The following is a 16,269-nucleotide window of genomic DNA, read 5'->3' as shown; positions in this document are numbered from 1 at the left end:
GTTACATTCCGAACCCGGAAGCTAAGCCTTACAGCGCCGATGGTACTGCAGGGGGGACCCTGTGGGAGAGTAGGACACCGCCGAACAAATATTGAGAAAGGCCCACACCTTATGGTGTGGGCCTTTCTGCGTTCCGGGGGGCTTTCCCCCTTTTTCCCTAGAGGCGTCCTGCTGCTTTCAGGGCCAGGTATGCGTCCGCCAGTGCCGGTGCCAGGTCGTCCGGTGTCGCGTCGACGACCGTGACGCCGTGGCGGCGGAGTTGTTCGGCGGTTCGATGGCGTTCCGTTTGCGCCTGTGCGGCGGCTGCGGCCTCGTACACCGCTTCTGTGTTTCCTCGGGCTGTTGCCATGGCTGCGATGTGGGGGTCCGCCACCGAGGCCAGGAGAACCGTGTGGCGCTGCGTTAGTTGAGGGAGGACGGGGAGTAGGCCCTCCTCGATCGGGGCCGTGTCCAGGCTGGTCAGCAGGACGATCAGGGAGCGTCTGGGGGCCGTGCGGAGTGTGGTGGCCGCGAGGCCTCGGGCGTCCGTTTCGATGAGTTCGGGTTCCAGGGTGGCCATCGCGTTGACCAGGGACGGGAGGACGTCCGCTGCGGCTCGGCCCTGGGCCAGGGCGCGTACCCGGCGGTCGTACGCGAGGAGGTCCACGCGGTCGCCGGCGCGGGAGGCCAGGGCTGCGAGGAGAAGGGCCGCGTCCATGGAGGCGTCCAGGCGGGGGACGTCGCCCACGCGGCCCGCCGACGTACGGCCCGTGTCGAGGACCAGGAGGATGTGGCGGTCTCGCTCGGGGCGCCAGGTGCGTACGGCGACCGTCGTCTGGCGGGCTGTGGCGCGCCAGTCGATGGAACGGGTGTCGTCGCCGGGGACGTACTCGCGCAGGCTGTCGAATTCCGTGCCTTCGCCGCGGGTCAGGACGCTGGTGCGGCCGTCGAGTTCGCGCAGGCGGGCGAGCTTCGAGGGGAGGTGCTTGCGGCTGGTGAACGGGGGGAGGACCCGTACCGTCCAGGGGACCTGGTGGCTGCCCTGGCGGGCGAGGAGGCCCAGGGGGCCGTACGAGCGGATCGTCACGCGGTCGGCCTTGCGGTCGCCTCGGCGGGTGGGGCGCAGGCGGGTGGTGACGCGGCGGCGTTCGCCTGCGGGGACCGTCAGGCGGTGGCGGGATGCCTCGACCTCGGTGCCGGACTGCCAGCTGCTGGGCGGCCAGGCGTCGCGCAGACGGGCGCGGAGCAGGCGGCCCGAGGGGTTGGTGACCGTGAGAGTGACGTCCGCCGGTTCGCCCAGGCGTGCGGAGGTGTCGCCGGAGCGGGTGAGGCCGAGACGGCGTACGGGGGCTGCCAGGGCGTAGTCGCAGGCGCAGGCGACGGCCAGGGGCGCGTTCACGGCGAGGATGCCTGTCCAGCTGGGGTCCCAGATGCCGATGGGGATCGAGCCCAGGGCCGCCAGGAGGGCGGCGCGGCCGGTGAGTGCCATCAGCGGGGGACGGGGACGTGGGCGAGGATCGTGTTGATGACGGAGTCTGCCGTCACGCCCTCCATCTCGGCCTCCGGGCGGAGCTGCACGCGGTGGCGGAGGGTGGGGAGGGCCAGTGCCTTGACGTCGTCGGGGATGACGTAGTCGCGGCCGGTCAGCCAGGCCCAGGCGCGGGATGTCGCGAGGAGGGCCGTGGCGCCTCGGGGGGAGACGCCGAGCGTGAAGGACGGGGACTCGCGGGTCGCGCGGCAGATGTCCACGACGTACGCGGTGATCTCGGGGGAGATTGTTGTTTTTGCGACGGCCGCTCGGGCCGCTTCCAGGTCCTTCGGGCCTGCCACGGGGCGTACGCCGGCGGCGCGCAGGTCGCGCGGGTTGAAGCCCTCGGCGTGGCGGGTGAGGACGTCGATCTCCTCCTGGCGGGACGGGAGGGGGATCGTGAGCTTGAGGAGGAAACGGTCCAGCTGGGCTTCGGGGAGGGGGTACGTGCCCTCGTACTCGACCGGGTTCTGGGTCGCCGCGACCAGGAACGGGTCGGGGAGGGGGCGGGGGGTGCCGTCGACCGTGACCTGGCGTTCCTCCATGGCTTCCAGGAGGGACGACTGGGTCTTCGGGGGCGTGCGGTTGATCTCGTCCGCGAGGAGGAGGTTGGTGAAGACCGGGCCTGGCTGGAAGGAGAACTCCGCGCTGCGTGTGTCGTAGACGAGGGAGCCGGTGATGTCGCTCGGCATCAGGTCCGGAGTGAACTGGACACGCTTGGTGTCGAGTTCGAGCGCGGACGCGAGTGCCCGGACGAGCAACGTTTTGGCTACCCCGGGGACTCCTTCAAGTAGGACGTGTCCGCGGCAGAGGAGGGCGACGACGAGGCCGGTCACGGCGGGGTCCTGGCCGACCACGGCTTTGGCGATCTCGGCGCGCAGGGCTTCCAGGGAGGCCCGGGCGGTGCCCGGATCCCCGGTGATCCCGGCGTTGTCAGTGGTCGGGTCCATCATGGACGGCGTACCTCTCTTTCGAGGGCGTCGAGTTGGTCGGCGAGGGAGATGAGGGCTGCGTCGTCACCGGGCGGCGGGCCGAAGAGGAGGGAATGCAGGGCCTGTCCGTCGCTGTGGTTCCGGAGCTGGGCGGACAGGGCGGGGAGCAGGGACTCGGGCGTGTGCGCCTGGGTGACGGGGACGCCTACGAGGGGGGCGAGGCGAGTGCGGGTCGTGGAGCGAAGAGCGGCTGCCGCGCGGTCGCGGGCGTTGGCCTTGCGGTAGAGGCGGGCGTGGCCTTCGACGGTCTCGGAGGCGCGGATCGCCACGGGGAGTCGTTCGGGTACGAGGGGGCCGAGCCGGCGTGCCCGCCAGAGGGCGGCCAGGACCGCGGCGACGAAGAGCTGCAGCGTGCCCCAGAGCCAGCCCGAGGGGAGCAGGTCGAAGAAGCCGCGTTCGCCGGAGTCGGTGAGCGAGTCGTCGGTGAGCGAGGGGAGGTACCAGACCAAGTGGGTGCGGGAACCGAGCAGTTGGAGGGCGAGCGAGGCGTTGCCGTGCTCGTCGAGGCGGTCGTTGTAGAGGATGTCGGGGGCGCCGAGCACGACGGTGTCGCCGTCTCCGGTGGCTGTCGGGACGCGTACGAGGGTGGGGAGGCCGTTGCTCGGGTAGCAGCTGTCGGCGTCGGCGATGCCGGTGTCGTAGCGGAAGCCGCCCGTGTCCGCGGTGCCCGCGCGTTGCGCGGCGGGCAGGTCGCAGTCCGGGGTCAGCTCCGAGTCGAAGCTGACCGCGGGGTCGGCGGTGATGCCGGGAGCGAGTGTTCCGACGGACGGGCTGCTGGGGGCGATCAGGAGTGTGCGTCCGCCGGAGTTCTCCGTCGCCGTGTGCAGTTGCTGTTGTTGACGGTCGGTCAGCAGGTCGGGGGCCGCGACCAGGAGGGTCGTGTCGGCGCCGGCGGCGGCGCTCGCCTCGGCGAGGGTGGTGACCACGCGCGTGGACACGTTGCGGTCGGCGAGGAGTTCGGCGACGGCGCGGCTGCCTCGGGGGTCGGCGGAGCGTGGGTCGAGGGTGCCGCGCTGGGTGTCGGAGCGGACCACGGCGATCGCGGCGGCGCCTATCAGGAGGACGACGACGCCGAGGACGATGCCTCGCGCGCGGGTCCACACCTGGCGGGCGGTGGGCGAGGCCGAGGTGGAGGCGGGGAGCGTGGCCTCGGTGCTCATTCGGCGGCTCCCTGGCGGGCGTTGTGGGCCGTGCTGGGGGTGCTGCCGCTGGTCGCGAGCGCCGGTTTCGTGCGCGTCAGGTCGTTGTCGAGTTCGGTGAGGCGGCGGTACGTCTGTGGGGTCGCGGTGCGGCCGCCGTACGTCACGTCGTCGAAGTCCCGGGCCGCGGTGCGCAGGCGGTCGGTGTGTGCGGGCAGGGTGCGGCCGGCTTCGGCGGCCGCCTCGTCGGCGGTGCGGCCGGGGCGGGCGTCGAGGAGGGCGCGTTCCTCCAGGGCGCGGACGACGGCGCGCATGCGTTCCTGGACGGCCTGGTTCCAGCGGCCCAGGGCCGCGTGGGCCTCGGCGGCGGCGCGGTGTTCGGCGGCGCTGCGGGGGCGGTCGTCGAAGAGTGCGGCGGCGGAGGTGGGGCCGGGGCGCGGGGAGCCGAGGCGCCACCACAGGGCGCCGATCACGGCGACGACGGCCAGGAGGACGACCAGCAGCCCGAAGGTTCCGCCGGGGGTCGCGGTCGAGGCCGCGTTGAACAGCCTGTCGAGCCAGTCCCAGAAGGCGTCCATGGCCCGTTGCAGCGGGCTGGGGTCGTTCTCGTGGTACATGCGCTTGGACAGCTCGCGCCGGGCCGCCTCCCGCGCGGGATCACGCGGGATCGTCACCGGCGGGTCGTCGGCCGCCAGTGACAGTACGGCGGTGTCGCCGGCGCGCAGCAGTGCTCGTACGGCCGCTTCGGCGGTGGGCGGCAGGGCCGGCACCGTGCTGAGAAATCCCCCCGTCAGGATCACCGCATCAGCTCCCCGGGGTGGTGCCCGGGGCGCCGGAACCGTAGCCCTGGACGCCGGCGGCGCGGGCCAAGTCGAGGTCGAGGGCCTCGCGGCGGATGCGGTGGTCGATGTAGAGGAGCACGGTCACGCCCGCGGTGATCGGGAAGGTGATCATGGAGCCGATCACCGAGCCGATGCCGCTGACGACGAGGAACGTCCAGCCGAGGCCGCCCGTGCCGTCGAGGAAGCCGCTGATGCCGTCTCCGGTCATGGCCGCGGCGACGAAGGTGAACGGGAGGACGACGATGGACGAGACGACCATCGCGATGATCCCGGCGAGCAGCTGGATGCCGAAGACGCGCCACCAGGAGCCGTTGACGAGCTTCGTGGAGCGGCTCATCGACTTCGTGATGCTCTGCTTCTCCAGCATCAGCGCAGGCGAGGCCAGGGAGAAGCGGATCATCAGCCACAGGGCGACGATGCCCGCGCCGAGGCCGCCCAGGACGGCGAGTGCCGCGCCGCCGCCCTCCGAACCCGCGAGAGCCACGAGGACGCCAGGGGCGATGCCGACGGCGAGGACCGCGACGACGATGAGCAGCAGCAGGAAGATGAGGCCGAACAGCTTCGGGACCTGCGGGCGGGCGTCCCGCCAGGCCTCGCCGATGGTGACCGGCTTGCCGAGCACGGCGCGGCTGGTCACGGTCGTGAGCAGGGCGGTCGCGATGACGGTGCCGATCATGGAGATCACGAAGAGGAGGCCGGAGCCGAGGAAGGCGTCTCCCATGGCGCGGCTCAGCTCGTCGACGCTCGCGCTCGTGTCGTTGAGGGCGGCGGTGCTCGTGCTGTCGTCCAGGACGAAGCCCTGGAGGAGGATCGCGAAGATCTCCGTGAAGACCGCGACGGTGAGCGAGATGCCCAGCACGGTGCGCCAGTAGGCGCGCATGGTGGAGACGGCGCCGTCGAGGATCTCGCCGACGCCCAGGGGGCGCAGCGGGATCACACCGGGCTTGGCCGCGGGCGGGGGGCCGCCCCAGTTGCCGTCCCAGCCGGGGTGGCCGCCGGGCGGCGGGCCGTATCCGCCGTACCCTCCCGGGCCTGCGGGGGCGCCGGGGTACTGGCCGCCCCAGCCCGGGCCGGGCGGTGGTGGGGGCGGCGGGGCCTGCCCCGGGTTCTGGGAGCCGGTGGGGGCGGACCACTGGGCGGGTGGCGGCTGTTCCTGGGACCACTTCGGGCCGGCGCCGGCCGGGTCCTGGCGCGGCTGGTCCGAGGGTTCCGCGGGACCGGGGCGGTCGGCGGGGGCGGACGCGTCGGGCTGCTGCCCGTCGGAGGGGGCGGATCCGGGCGAGGCCCAGCCCGGAGTGTCGTTCATCGTCGCTCCTTCACGGTGCCCGTCCGCGTTCGCGGCAGGTTGGCAGCCATCGTGCCATGGGGAGGGCACGGGGGGATCGGCCCCCGTATGGGCTGGACACCTTCAATTGTCCGACGGGCAGGGGGCAGACTGGGCGGATGGCTGATCAGTACGCGCAATCCCGCGAGGACAACCGGCCCACCGAGATACCGGCGATCCGCTGGGACGACCCTCCCGAGGGCCCGGTGCTGGTCCTTCTCGATCAGACGAGACTGCCGGCCGAGGAGGTCGAGCTGGTCTGCACGGACGCGCCCGCGCTGGTGGCGGCGATCCGTTCGCTGGCGGTGCGCGGTGCGCCGCTGCTCGGTATCGCGGGGGCGTACGGGGTCGCGCTCGCCGCCGCTCGCGGCTTCGACGTGGACGAGGCCGCCGTCGCGCTGGCGCAGGCCCGGCCGACCGCCGTGAACCTCGCTGTCGGGGTGCGCAGGGCGCGGGAGGCGTACGGGGCCGAGCTGGCCAGGAGCGGTGACCGGGATCGGGCGGCCATCGCGGCGCTGGTCGCGGCGCGGGCGCTGCACCGGGAGGATGCCGAGGCCAGCGCGCGGATGGCCGTGCACGGGCTGGCGCTGCTGGACGAGCTGCTGCCCGGCGGCGGGCACCGGGTGCTCACGCACTGCAACACCGGATCGCTGGTGTCGGGTGGTGAGGGAACGGCGTTCGCGGTGGCGCTCGCGGCGCACCGGGCGGGGCGGCTGCGCAGGCTCTGGGTGGACGAAACGCGCCCGTTGCTGCAAGGTGCTCGCCTGACGGCGTATGAGGCGGCGCGCAGCGGAATGGCGTACACCTTGCTCACGGACAACGCGGCGGGCTCGCTGTTCGCCGCAGGGGAGGTGGACGCGGTACTGATCGGGGCCGATCGGATCGCGGCCGACGGTTCGGTGGCGAACAAGGTGGGGAGCTATCCGCTCGCCGTGCTGGCCAGGTACCACCACGTGCCGTTCATCGTGGTGGCGCCGGTGACGACGGTGGATCCGGACACCCCCGACGGGGCGTCCATAGAGGTGGAACAGCGTGCCGGACATGAGGTGACGGAGATCGCCGCACCTCAGGTGCCGGTGGCGGGAGCAGAAGCGGGAGGCGGGATTCCGGTGGCACCCTTGGGGACCCAGGCGTACAACCCGGCGTTCGATGTGACGCCTCCCGAGTTGGTGACGGCGATCGTCACCGAAGCGGGTGTTGTTTCGCCCGTGACGGCTGAGGCGCTTGCTGAGCTGTGTGACAGGTCACGCCAGGTAACGATTTAGTTAATGGGATGATGTCGTTTATGAAGGGACGAGTCCTTGTCGTCGATGACGACACAGCACTGGCCGAGATGCTCGGCATCGTGTTGCGTGGTGAAGGTTTTGAGCCGTCTTTCGTAGCCGACGGCGACAAGGCGCTGGCCGCTTTCCGTGAGTCCAAGCCCGATCTGGTGCTCCTGGACCTGATGCTTCCCGGTCGGGACGGTATCGAGGTGTGCCGCCTGATCAGGGCGGAGTCCGGGGTGCCGATCGTGATGCTCACGGCCAAGAGCGACACCGTCGATGTCGTCGTGGGCCTGGAGTCGGGTGCCGATGACTACATCGTGAAGCCGTTCAAGCCGAAGGAGCTGGTCGCCCGGATCCGGGCGCGGCTGCGGCGGTCGGAGGAGCCGGCGCCCGAGCAGCTGGCCATAGGTGACCTCGTCATCGATGTCGCCGGTCACTCTGTGAAGCGGGACGGGCAGTCGATCGCGTTGACTCCGCTGGAGTTCGATCTGCTGGTGGCGCTCGCGCGCAAGCCGTGGCAGGTCTTCACGCGTGAGGTGTTGCTGGAGCAGGTCTGGGGGTACCGCCACGCGGCGGACACCCGGCTGGTCAACGTGCATGTGCAGCGGCTGCGCTCCAAGGTCGAGAAGGACCCGGAGCGGCCGGAGATCGTGGTGACCGTCCGTGGCGTCGGTTACAAGGCCGGACCGAGCTGACATGTCCGGGGACAGTGCCGCTTCGGCCTCCGGGCGTTCCGGGGGGCGTGCGGAGCGGCCTGTCGGCCGGCAGAAGGTGAGAAAGGCCGGCTCCGGCCGGCGGCGGTTCTTCGAGGGCGGGCTGCTCCAGGGCGGTGTCCAGGGCAGCCCGGTCCTTCGGCTGTTCATGCGCTGGGTGCGCCGGCCGCTGCTGCCCGTCATGCGGCTGTGGCGGCGCAACATCCAGCTCAAGGTCGTCGCCACGACGCTGCTGATGTCGCTGGGCGTCGTCCTGCTGCTCGGCTTCGTCGTGATCGGGCAGGTGCGCAACGGGCTCCTTGACGCCAAGGTGAAGGCCTCGCAGAGCCAGGCCGCGGGTGGATTCGCGGCGGCCAAGCAGAAGGCGGACACGGCGGCCAGCGCCAGTGGGGACGACGGGTCCGGCGCGGACGGCCGTCCCGCGCAGAACGTCATCCAATGGATGAGCGACCTCGTGGAGTCCCTCTCCAGCGGCGGCCAGGGCGCCTTCGACGTCGTGACACTCCCGGTCGGACAGGCCGGCGACGACAGCGGCGGCGGGCGCGGCCCGCGTGCCTCCGGCGGGGTGGACCCGACCGCGAGCGTGCCCGACGCGCTGCGCGACCGGGCCGACGGCAGCACGCTGATGGCCCAGAGCTACACCCGTATCACCTACACCAATGGCAGCGATTCGCAGCCCGCGCTGATCATCGGCAAGCAGGTCGACGACCCGAACGGGGACCCGTACCAGCTGTACTACCTCTTCCCGCTCACACAGGAGGAGAAGTCGCTGAGCCTGGTCAAGGGCACGCTGGCGACGGCCGGGCTGTTCGTCGTCGTGCTCCTGGGGGCCATCGCCTGGCTCGTGGTGCGGCAGGTCGTGACACCGGTGCGGATGGCGGCCGGGATCGCCGAGCGGCTGTCCGCGGGGCGGCTGCAGGAGCGGATGAAGGTCACCGGCGAGGACGACATCGCGCGGCTCGGCGAGGCCTTCAACAAGATGGCGCAGAATCTCCAGCTGAAGATCCAGCAGCTGGAGGACCTGTCGCGGATGCAGCGGCGGTTCGTGTCCGACGTGTCGCACGAGCTGCGGACACCGCTGACGACCGTACGAATGGCCGCCGATGTCATCCATGACGCGCGCGTGGACTTCGATCCCATCACCGCGCGGTCGGCCGAACTGCTCGCCGATCAGCTCGACCGGTTCGAGACGCTGCTCGCGGATCTGCTGGAGATCAGCCGGTTCGACGCGGGCGCGGCGGCGCTGGAGGCCGAACCGATAGACCTCAGGGAGGTCGTCCGGCGGGTGGTGAGCGGTGCCGAGCCGCTGGCCGAGCGCAAGGGGACGACGGTACGGGTCGTCGGCGATCAGCAGCCCGTCGTGGCCGAGGCGGACGCGCGGCGCGTGGAGCGGGTGCTGCGCAACCTCGTCGTCAACGCCGTGGAGCACGGCGAGGGCAACGACGTCATCGTGAAGCTGGCCTCCGCGGGCGGCGCTGTCGCGGTGGCCGTGCGCGACTACGGGGTCGGGCTCAAGCCCGGTGAGGCGACCCGGGTCTTCAGCCGCTTCTGGCGGGCCGACCCGGCACGCGCGCGTACCACCGGCGGGACCGGCCTCGGCCTGTCCATCGCGCTGGAGGACGCGCGGCTGCACGGCGGCTGGCTGCAGGCGTGGGGCGAGCCGGGCGGTGGCTCCCAGTTCCGGCTGACGCTGCCGCGCACCGCCGACGAGCCCCTGCGGGGCTCACCGATACCACTGGAGCCCAAGGACTCACGGCGTCACCGGGGACTCAACGACGCGGGGCTGCCGCACGCCGGTGGCGACAAGCTCGCCACGGTGCCGGTGCAGACGGCGGCCACCGAGCAGCGGCCGATAGCGCCACGGCTCGCCGCCATGGCCCCGACCGCCGACCCCACGGCGCTGCCCGGCAACGGCGCGCGCGTGGTGCCCCGGCCGGCCGGCGGCGCGCGGCGGGACGGTACTTCCGGTACGGAGCCCGGATCGGAGTCGCCGTCCTCGGACACGGTGTCCTCGGATGCCGGTGCGGAGCGTGTGAACGAGCAAGGGGAGGCATTTCGTGGGCCCTGACCGCGAGCGGGACGGTCGGCGGCGGGGAACGGCTCGCACGGTGGTGTACGCCGCCTGTGGCGCCGTACTGCTGGCCGGATGCGCCTCGATGCCCGACAGCGGGGATCTGCGCGGGGTCGAGTCCACGCCCCGGCAGGACGCCCAGGTGCGGGTCTTCGCCCTGCCGCCCCACGAGAACGCCCAGCCGGTGGAGATCGTCCAGGGCTTCCTTGAAGCGCTGACCAGCGACGATCCGAACTATGAGACGGCGCTGAAGTACCTGACCACGAGCGCGGCGAAGAAGTGGCGGCCCGACGCGTCCACCACGGTGCTGGACGGGGGGCCCAGCACGGGCCAGGTCCCTGTGGGCAGCCGGGAGGACGGGATCGACGCCTACGCGTTCACCCTGACCGGCGGCAGGTTCGCCACGCTGGACTCCCGGCAGTCGTACGCACCCGCCGACGGGCAGTACCGCGAGACGCTGCACCTCACACGCGAGAAGAAGAGCGGGCAGTGGCGCATCGACGAGCTGCCGCAGGGCATCGTCATGGGCAAGTCGGACTTCCTGCGCAACTACACCTCCGTCAATAAGTACTACTTCGCGTCGAACTCGCCGTCGGAGCCGGACGGGCAGCCCGTGTCCGTCGCCGATCCGGTCTACGTCCGCAAGAAGGTCGACCCGATGACGCAGACGGTGAGTTCGCTGCTCGAAGGGCCCTCACGCTGGCTGGGGCCGGTCGTCAGATCGAGTTTCCCCACGGGTACGGCGCTCAAGAAGGGCGTCACCTCGCTGACCCCCGACGACCAGAACCGGCTGACGGTGCCGCTCAACGACAAGGCGAGCCGGGTCGGGTCCGCCAAGTGCACCGAGATGGCGGCCCAGCTGCTCTACACCCTCCAGGACCTCACCCCCACCGGTGTCGACGAGGTCGCGCTGCAGCGCTCCAACGGCACCCAGCTGTGCGTCCTCGACAAGAACGGGGCCGAGCTCGTCGCCGCGCGCGTCGCGGTGCAGAGCCCCGACTACCAGTACTTCATCGACGGCAAGCACCGCCTCGTACGCGTGGCCGGCGGCAACCCCGACCCCGACGACAATGTCTCCCCGGTGCCGGGCGCGCTCGGCGAGGGGGAGAAGCAGCTGCGGTCCGCTGCGGTCTCGCGCGACGAGGACAGCGCGGCCGGCGTCTCGCTGGACGGGACCTCGCTGTACGTGGGGTCGCTGGTGTCCGGCGGATCGCTCGGCGAACCGGTGGTGACCAGCCAGGGCGCCACCAAGGACGACCGGCTGACCACACCCAGCTGGGACGGCGACGGCGACCTCTGGGTGGCCGACCGCAACCCCGCGAAGCCCCGGCTGCTGCTCCTGAAGAAGGGCGCGGGTGAACCGCTGGAGGTGAGGACTCCGGGCCTCGACGGCCGTATCGAGGCGGTACGGGTGGCCGCCGACGGGGTGCGGATCGCGCTCATCGTGGAGAAGGACGGCCTGCGGTCGCTGTACATCGGGCGGATCGAGCGGGACGAGCGGTCGGCGGAGACGTCGGACGGGTCGGACGAGGCGGCGAAGTCGGAGGCGGCGGGGCAGAAGGCCGGGGAGCAGTCGGTCGTGTCGGTTCTCGAACTGCACTCCGTGACACCGCAGTTGGAGGAGGTCACCGCCATGTCGTGGGCCGGGGACAGCCGGCTCGTGGTGGTGGGGCGTGAGCAGCGCGGGGTCCAGCAGATGGCATACGTGCAGGTCGACGGCTCGACGCCGGTGGGGTCGGCGCCGACCGCGCTGACCGGAGTGAAGGCCATCGCCGCGGCCGAGGACGAGAGGCTGCCGCTGGTGGCGTACTCGGAGGAGGACGGGATCGTGCGGCTGATGTCCGGGTCCAAGTGGCAGAAGCTGGTCAAGGACGGGTCGGCTCCGGTGTATCCGGGGTGAGAGGTCTCCTCCGCCGTCCTGAGCGTCCGCGGTGGTCTTGCGGGGGCTCTCAGGTGGTTTCGTTGTGACGGCTCGTCGGATGTCCGGCGGGCCGTCGGCGTTTCCGGGTGCCGTTCTCAGGTGCTGATTCCGGGGTGCGGAGAGTTATCCACAGGGCGTTGTCCACAGGGGTGGCCGGGTGGCGCCGGTGTTGGCACAGTGGTGGTCATGCGGGGGTGGTGGCAGGACCTCAGTGACCTGGTGCTGCCGGCCGAGTGCGGAGGCTGTGGGAGGCCTCGCACGGTGCTCTGCCCGGAGTGCCGTGCCGCCCTGGACGGGGCCGCACCGAGCCGGGTGCGACCTGCGCCGGAGCCGCCGGGGCTGCCGGTGGTGCACGCGGCGGCCCGGTACGAGGACGAGGTGCGCGCGGTACTCCTCGCGCACAAGGAAAGGGGTTCACTGGCACTCGCAGGGCCGCTCGGGGCGGCACTGGCGGGAGCTGTACGGGCAGGGCTCCAGGCCGGGGCCCCGCGCGGTGGTACGGGTGTGCTGCTCGTGCCTGTGCCGTCCGCACGCCGGGCCGTGCGGGCCCGGGGGCACGATCCGGCTCGACGGATCGCGCTCGCCGCTGCGGGTGTGCTGCGCGGGTCCGGTACGCCGGCCCGGGTAGCGGCGGTACTGCGGCAGCGGCGTGCCGTCGCCGACCAGGCGGGTCTGAATTCCCGGCAGCGGCTGGACAACCTCGCGGGTGCGCTGGGCGTGGTCGCCGGGGGTGGGCGGTTGCTGGTGGGTGGGGGAGGCGGGGGTGGGGAGGGGGGAGGGGGCGGGGGCCCCGGTTCGGGCTCTGGTGGCGGTGCGGTTGTTCTGGTCGACGACCTGATGACGACCGGGGCCTCACTGGCCGAGGCCGCGCGTGCGGTGCGGGAAGCGGTTGCGGCTGTGAGAGGGGGGAGGAACGCCGTGTATTCGGGAGCGGGGTGGGAAGGCAGAGGGGAACGGTGGCCGGGAGCCACGGGCACGGGCACGGGCACGGGTGCGGAGCGGAGGCCAGGAGCGTCGGGAATGGTGGCGCAGGCCGCCTTCGAAGTCATGATCTGCGCGTCTGTGGTCGCGGCGACGCCTGATTCTTTCGAAATAAACCGGAACTGACCGCGAACTTGCATCGTTGCAGGTAGTGAGAGGGTCAATTCACTTGAACGGAGGTACGCGCCGGTAGAGGGTGACGACATCCGTCCGGGCGAGATATGTTCGGTTGTGAGGGAAAGCCGCAGGCCACACCTCGCAAATCCGAATGCCGTGCTGTGGGTTTTCCGTAATCACCCCGGCCGGCCGAGTGGGGATCTTGCCCATGGGGGAGGAGGAGGTGGAAGTCGCCGAGTCCGAGGTTCCGGGGCACACCGGAGCCTGGTGCAAAAGGGAGATGCTCCGCCACTGAAGCGGAGCGATCCGGGAACGGAGTTCTGCGTGGACATCGTCGTCAAGGGACGCAAGACCGAGGTGCCCGAGCGGTTCCGGAAGCACGTGGCCGAGAAGCTGAAGCTGGAGAGGATCCAGAAGCTCGACGGCAAGGTGATCAGCCTCGACGTCGAGGTTTCCAAGGAGCCCAACCCCCGGCAGGCCGACCGCTCCGACCGAGTGGAGATCACGCTTCACTCCCGCGGTCCGGTGATCCGGGCGGAAGCAGCGGCAAGCGACCCGTACGCGGCACTCGACCTCGCGGCTGACAAGCTGGAGGCCCGGCTGCGCAAGCAGCACGACAAGCGTTACACCCGACGGGGCGCCGGCCGGCTCACGGCCGCCGAGGTCGCCGACCACGTCCCGGACGCGGCAACGCTGAACGGCAACGGTCACCCCGTCCACGAGGAAGCCGCGGACGGCGTGCCCATCAAGCGGATCGGCTCGCTGGAAGTGAAGGGCGAAGGCCCCCTCATCGTCCGCGAGAAGACCCACGTCGCCTCCCCGATGACGCTCGACCAGGCTCTCTACGAGATGGAACTGGTCGGGCACGACTTCTACCTGTTCGTCGACTCCGAGACCAAGGAACCGAGTGTCGTCTACCGGCGGCACGCCTACGACTACGGCGTGATCCACCTCAACACGGACCCGATGGTCGCCCATCAGGCGCATTCCCCCGCGGCGGGTGGCACGCTGGGCGGCTGACCGCCCCCGGCGAGCGCCGAGCGGGTGCCCCTGGAGCGCGTGTGCGCCCCCAGGGGCACCCGTGTGCGACCCCTCCGGAACCCGCTCTGTCACCGCACTGTCGCCCGGGCATGGAATCATGGCCGCAACGGCCCAACCGGTGGGCCGTTGCCTTGGGTTGGCGATGGCACAGAACCACAGGCCACAGCCTTCAGGGGGAGGAACGATGGCGGACAGCTTCGGACCGATGCAGGTCGAGGATGCCGACGACAGCGTCACCGGCATGGGCCCGGAGGGCACCTCGCGCAAGGAGCCGATCAGAGTCCTTGTCGTGGACGACCACGCCCTCTTCCGTCGTGGACTGGAGATCGTGCTCGCGGCCGAGGAGGACATCCAGGTCGTCGGCGAGGCGGGGGACGGTGCGGAGGCGGTCGACAAGGCCGCCGATCTGCTGCCCGACATCGTGCTGATGGACGTACGGATGCCGAAGCGCGGTGGGATCGAGGCGTGCACCTCCATCAAGGAGGTCGCGCCCAGCGCCAAGATCATCATGCTGACGATCAGCGACGAGGAAGCCGATCTGTACGAGGCGATCAAGGCGGGGGCGACCGGTTATCTCCTCAAGGAGATCTCCACGGACGAAGTCGCCACGGCCATTCGCGCGGTCGCCGACGGACAGTCGCAGATCAGCCCCTCGATGGCGTCGAAGCTGCTCACCGAATTCAAGTCGATGATCCAGCGGACGGACGAGCGGCGGCTGGTGCCCGCGCCGCGGCTCACGGATCGCGAGCTGGAAGTGCTGAAGCTCGTCGCCACCGGGATGAACAACCGGGATATCGCCAAGGAGTTGTTCATCTCCGAGAACACCGTGAAGAACCATGTGCGCAACATCCTGGAGAAGCTGCAGCTGCACTCCAGGATGGAGGCCGTCGTTTACGCGATGCGGGAGAAGATCCTCGAGATTCGGTAGAGCGGTCCAGCGGTAGAGCGGTAGTGCGGGCAGGGGTTATCCGAGGGCCTGGGTCAGTTCCCTTGTCAGGGGGGTGCGCAGGTCCGGGGCGTCCACCCGTTCCACTCGTACGTTCGTGCAGTTCACCCAGCTTGCCGCTTCCAGGAGGGCCTGGGCCACTGCCGGGACCGCCTTCGGGCCGTTCAGGCTGACCTGTCTGGCCACCAGGGTGTTGCCTTCTCGGGCGGGGTCGACCCTTCCGACGAGGTGGCCGCCTGCCAGGACCGGCATCGCGAAGTAGCCGTACACGCGCTTCGGCTTCGGGACGTAGGCCTCCAGGCGGTGCGTGAAGCCGAAGATCCGTTCCGTGCGTGCCCGTTCCCAGATCAGGGAGTCGAACGGGGAGAGCAGGGTCGTGCGGTGGCGGCCTCGTGGGGGTGTCTCCAGAGCTGCGGGGTCGGCCCAGGCCGGTTTGCCCCAGCCCTCGACCGTGACGGGGACCAGGCCCGAGTCCGCGATCACCGCGTCGACCTGGTCCGCCTTGAGGCGGTGGTAGTCGGCGATGTCGGAGCGGGTGCCGACGCCCAGGGACTGGCCCGCGAGGCGGACCAGGCGGCGCAGGCACTCGGTGTCGTCCAGTTCGTCGTGCAGCAGGGTGGGCGGGATGGCTCGCTCGGCCAGGTCGTACACCCGCTTCCAGCCTCGGCGTTCCACGCAGACCACCTCGCCGTACATCAGGGCGCGTTCGACGGCGACCTTGGTGCCGGACCAGTCCCACCATTCGCTGGTGCGTTTCGCGCCGCCCAACTCCGTTGCGGTGAGGGGGCCTTCTGTGCGGAGTTGCTTGATGACCTGGTCGTAGGTGTCGGGTGGGAGGTCGTGGTTCCAGTGGGGGCGGGAGCGGTAGGCGCGGCGGCGGAAGGCGAAGTGGGGCCATTCCTCCACGGGGAGGATGCAGGCGGCGTGGGACCAGTATTCGAAGGCGTGGGGGTGCGGGGCGTGAGGGTGGGGGTGGGGGTGGGGTGTGGCTTCGGCTGTGGGGTTCCAGTAAGCCGCTTCGACGTTCTTGCGTGGTATGGCGCCTAGACGGGCGTACGGGATGAGTTCGTGGGAGCGGGCCAGTACGGAGATTGTGTCGAGCTGGACCGCGCCGAGGTGGCGGAGGATTCCGCGGACGCCTGTCTTGCGGTTGGGGGTGCCTAGGAAGCCTTGGGCCCGTAGGGCGATGCGGCGGGCTTCTGCGGCGGAGAGTTGTGTGTGGGGTGTGGGTGCTGGTGTGGGGTGCGGCGGGCTGCTCGTCATGCTTCCGCACGATAGGGGGTGGGACTGACAGTGGGGGGTGAGCTGGGGGTTTGGGTGCGGGTGGTGGTTTTTTCGCCCCCGCCGCCCTTACCCGTTCCCATCCCTGGGGGCTGCGCCCCCAGACCCCCCTTTGTCCTCAAACGC

At 71.0% G+C, this 16,269-nt stretch carries 13 protein-coding genes and 1 rRNA gene; 8 read left to right on the top strand and 6 right to left on the bottom strand.

Annotated features, from left to right (window positions below; translation table 11 throughout):
- Window positions 1–86 (top strand): 5S ribosomal RNA (gene rrf, locus ACFYXF_RS43420); the annotation flags it as partial.
- A gap of 71 nt (window positions 87–157) precedes the next feature.
- Here rrf and ACFYXF_RS43415 read toward each other — a convergent pair.
- Genes ACFYXF_RS43415 through ACFYXF_RS43395 form a run of 5 tightly spaced genes read right to left on the bottom strand, consistent with a single transcriptional unit; the run spans window position 158 to window position 5,786 of the window.
- Window positions 158–1,468 carry a DUF58 domain-containing protein gene (locus tag ACFYXF_RS43415; protein ID WP_389358272.1) on the bottom strand — a complete coding sequence of 437 codons (1,311 nt, stop codon included), beginning with the start codon at window positions 1,466–1,468 and terminating at the stop codon, window positions 158–160.
- Window positions 1,468–2,457 carry an AAA family ATPase gene (locus ACFYXF_RS43410; RefSeq protein WP_389358270.1) on the bottom strand — a complete coding sequence of 330 codons (990 nt, stop codon included), beginning with the start codon at window positions 2,455–2,457 and terminating at the stop codon, window positions 1,468–1,470. The genes ACFYXF_RS43415 and ACFYXF_RS43410 overlap by 1 nt, the downstream gene beginning before the upstream one ends.
- Window positions 2,457–3,659: a DUF4350 domain-containing protein gene (locus tag ACFYXF_RS43405; RefSeq protein ID WP_389358268.1), complete on the bottom strand. Its 1,203-nt coding sequence runs from the start codon at window positions 3,657–3,659 to the stop codon at window positions 2,457–2,459. Before ACFYXF_RS43405 ends, ACFYXF_RS43410 begins: the two co-directional genes overlap by 1 nt.
- Window positions 3,656–4,438, bottom strand: a complete 783-nt coding sequence (locus tag ACFYXF_RS43400) for a DUF4129 domain-containing protein (RefSeq protein ID WP_389358266.1) — start codon at window positions 4,436–4,438, stop codon at window positions 3,656–3,658. The genes ACFYXF_RS43405 and ACFYXF_RS43400 overlap by 4 nt, the downstream gene beginning before the upstream one ends.
- 4 nt (window positions 4,439–4,442) lie before the next feature.
- Complete coding sequence (locus tag ACFYXF_RS43395; RefSeq protein WP_389358264.1) at window positions 4,443–5,786, bottom strand: glycerophosphoryl diester phosphodiesterase membrane domain-containing protein; 1,344 nt, start codon at window positions 5,784–5,786, stop codon at window positions 4,443–4,445.
- Window positions 5,787–5,923: 137 nt separating this feature from the next.
- On the opposite strand from ACFYXF_RS43395, the gene mtnA reads away from it, so the two are divergent.
- The 7 genes from mtnA (at window position 5,924) to ACFYXF_RS43360 (ending at window position 14,844) form a co-directional block, all read left to right on the top strand.
- On the top strand, window positions 5,924–7,069 hold the full coding sequence (gene mtnA / locus ACFYXF_RS43390) for an S-methyl-5-thioribose-1-phosphate isomerase (protein ID WP_389358262.1): 1,146 nt from the start codon (window positions 5,924–5,926) through the stop codon (window positions 7,067–7,069).
- 8 nt (window positions 7,070–7,077) lie between these two features.
- On the top strand, window positions 7,078–7,767 hold the full coding sequence (gene mtrA, locus ACFYXF_RS43385) for a two-component system response regulator MtrA (RefSeq protein ID WP_187284748.1): 690 nt from the start codon (window positions 7,078–7,080) through the stop codon (window positions 7,765–7,767).
- Window position 7,768: 1 nt separating this feature from the next.
- Window positions 7,769–9,853: an MtrAB system histidine kinase MtrB gene (gene mtrB / locus ACFYXF_RS43380; protein ID WP_389358259.1), complete on the top strand. Its 2,085-nt coding sequence runs from the start codon at window positions 7,769–7,771 to the stop codon at window positions 9,851–9,853.
- Window positions 9,843–11,756 (top strand): LpqB family beta-propeller domain-containing protein, encoded by a 1,914-nt coding sequence (locus ACFYXF_RS43375; RefSeq protein ID WP_389358257.1) that lies wholly within the window; start codon window positions 9,843–9,845, stop codon window positions 11,754–11,756. The genes mtrB and ACFYXF_RS43375 overlap by 11 nt, the downstream gene beginning before the upstream one ends.
- Window positions 11,757–11,963: 207 nt before the next feature.
- Window positions 11,964–12,884, top strand: coding sequence for a ComF family protein (locus ACFYXF_RS43370; RefSeq protein WP_389358255.1), 921 nt, complete (start codon window positions 11,964–11,966; stop codon window positions 12,882–12,884).
- 315 nt (window positions 12,885–13,199) lie between these two features.
- Window positions 13,200–13,895: a ribosome hibernation-promoting factor, HPF/YfiA family gene (hpf, locus tag ACFYXF_RS43365; RefSeq protein WP_389358253.1), complete on the top strand. Its 696-nt coding sequence runs from the start codon at window positions 13,200–13,202 to the stop codon at window positions 13,893–13,895.
- A gap of 205 nt (window positions 13,896–14,100) precedes the next feature.
- Window positions 14,101–14,844, top strand: a complete 744-nt coding sequence (locus tag ACFYXF_RS43360) for a response regulator (RefSeq protein ID WP_389358251.1) — start codon at window positions 14,101–14,103, stop codon at window positions 14,842–14,844.
- A 36-nt stretch (window positions 14,845–14,880) separates the two neighbouring features.
- On the opposite strand, the gene ACFYXF_RS43355 is transcribed toward ACFYXF_RS43360, so the two are convergent.
- Window positions 14,881–16,125, bottom strand: coding sequence for a winged helix-turn-helix domain-containing protein (locus ACFYXF_RS43355; RefSeq protein WP_389358249.1), 1,245 nt, complete (start codon window positions 16,123–16,125; stop codon window positions 14,881–14,883).
- Window positions 16,126–16,269 lie beyond the last annotated feature (144 nt).

It is taken from the genome of Streptomyces sp. NPDC002680 (assembly GCF_042889145.1).
Classification (GTDB): Bacteria; Actinomycetota; Actinomycetes; order Streptomycetales; family Streptomycetaceae; genus Streptomyces; species Streptomyces adonidis.
Note: the sequence above shows the minus strand (reverse complement) of the source record. Positions and strands in the feature narration are given on the sequence as shown.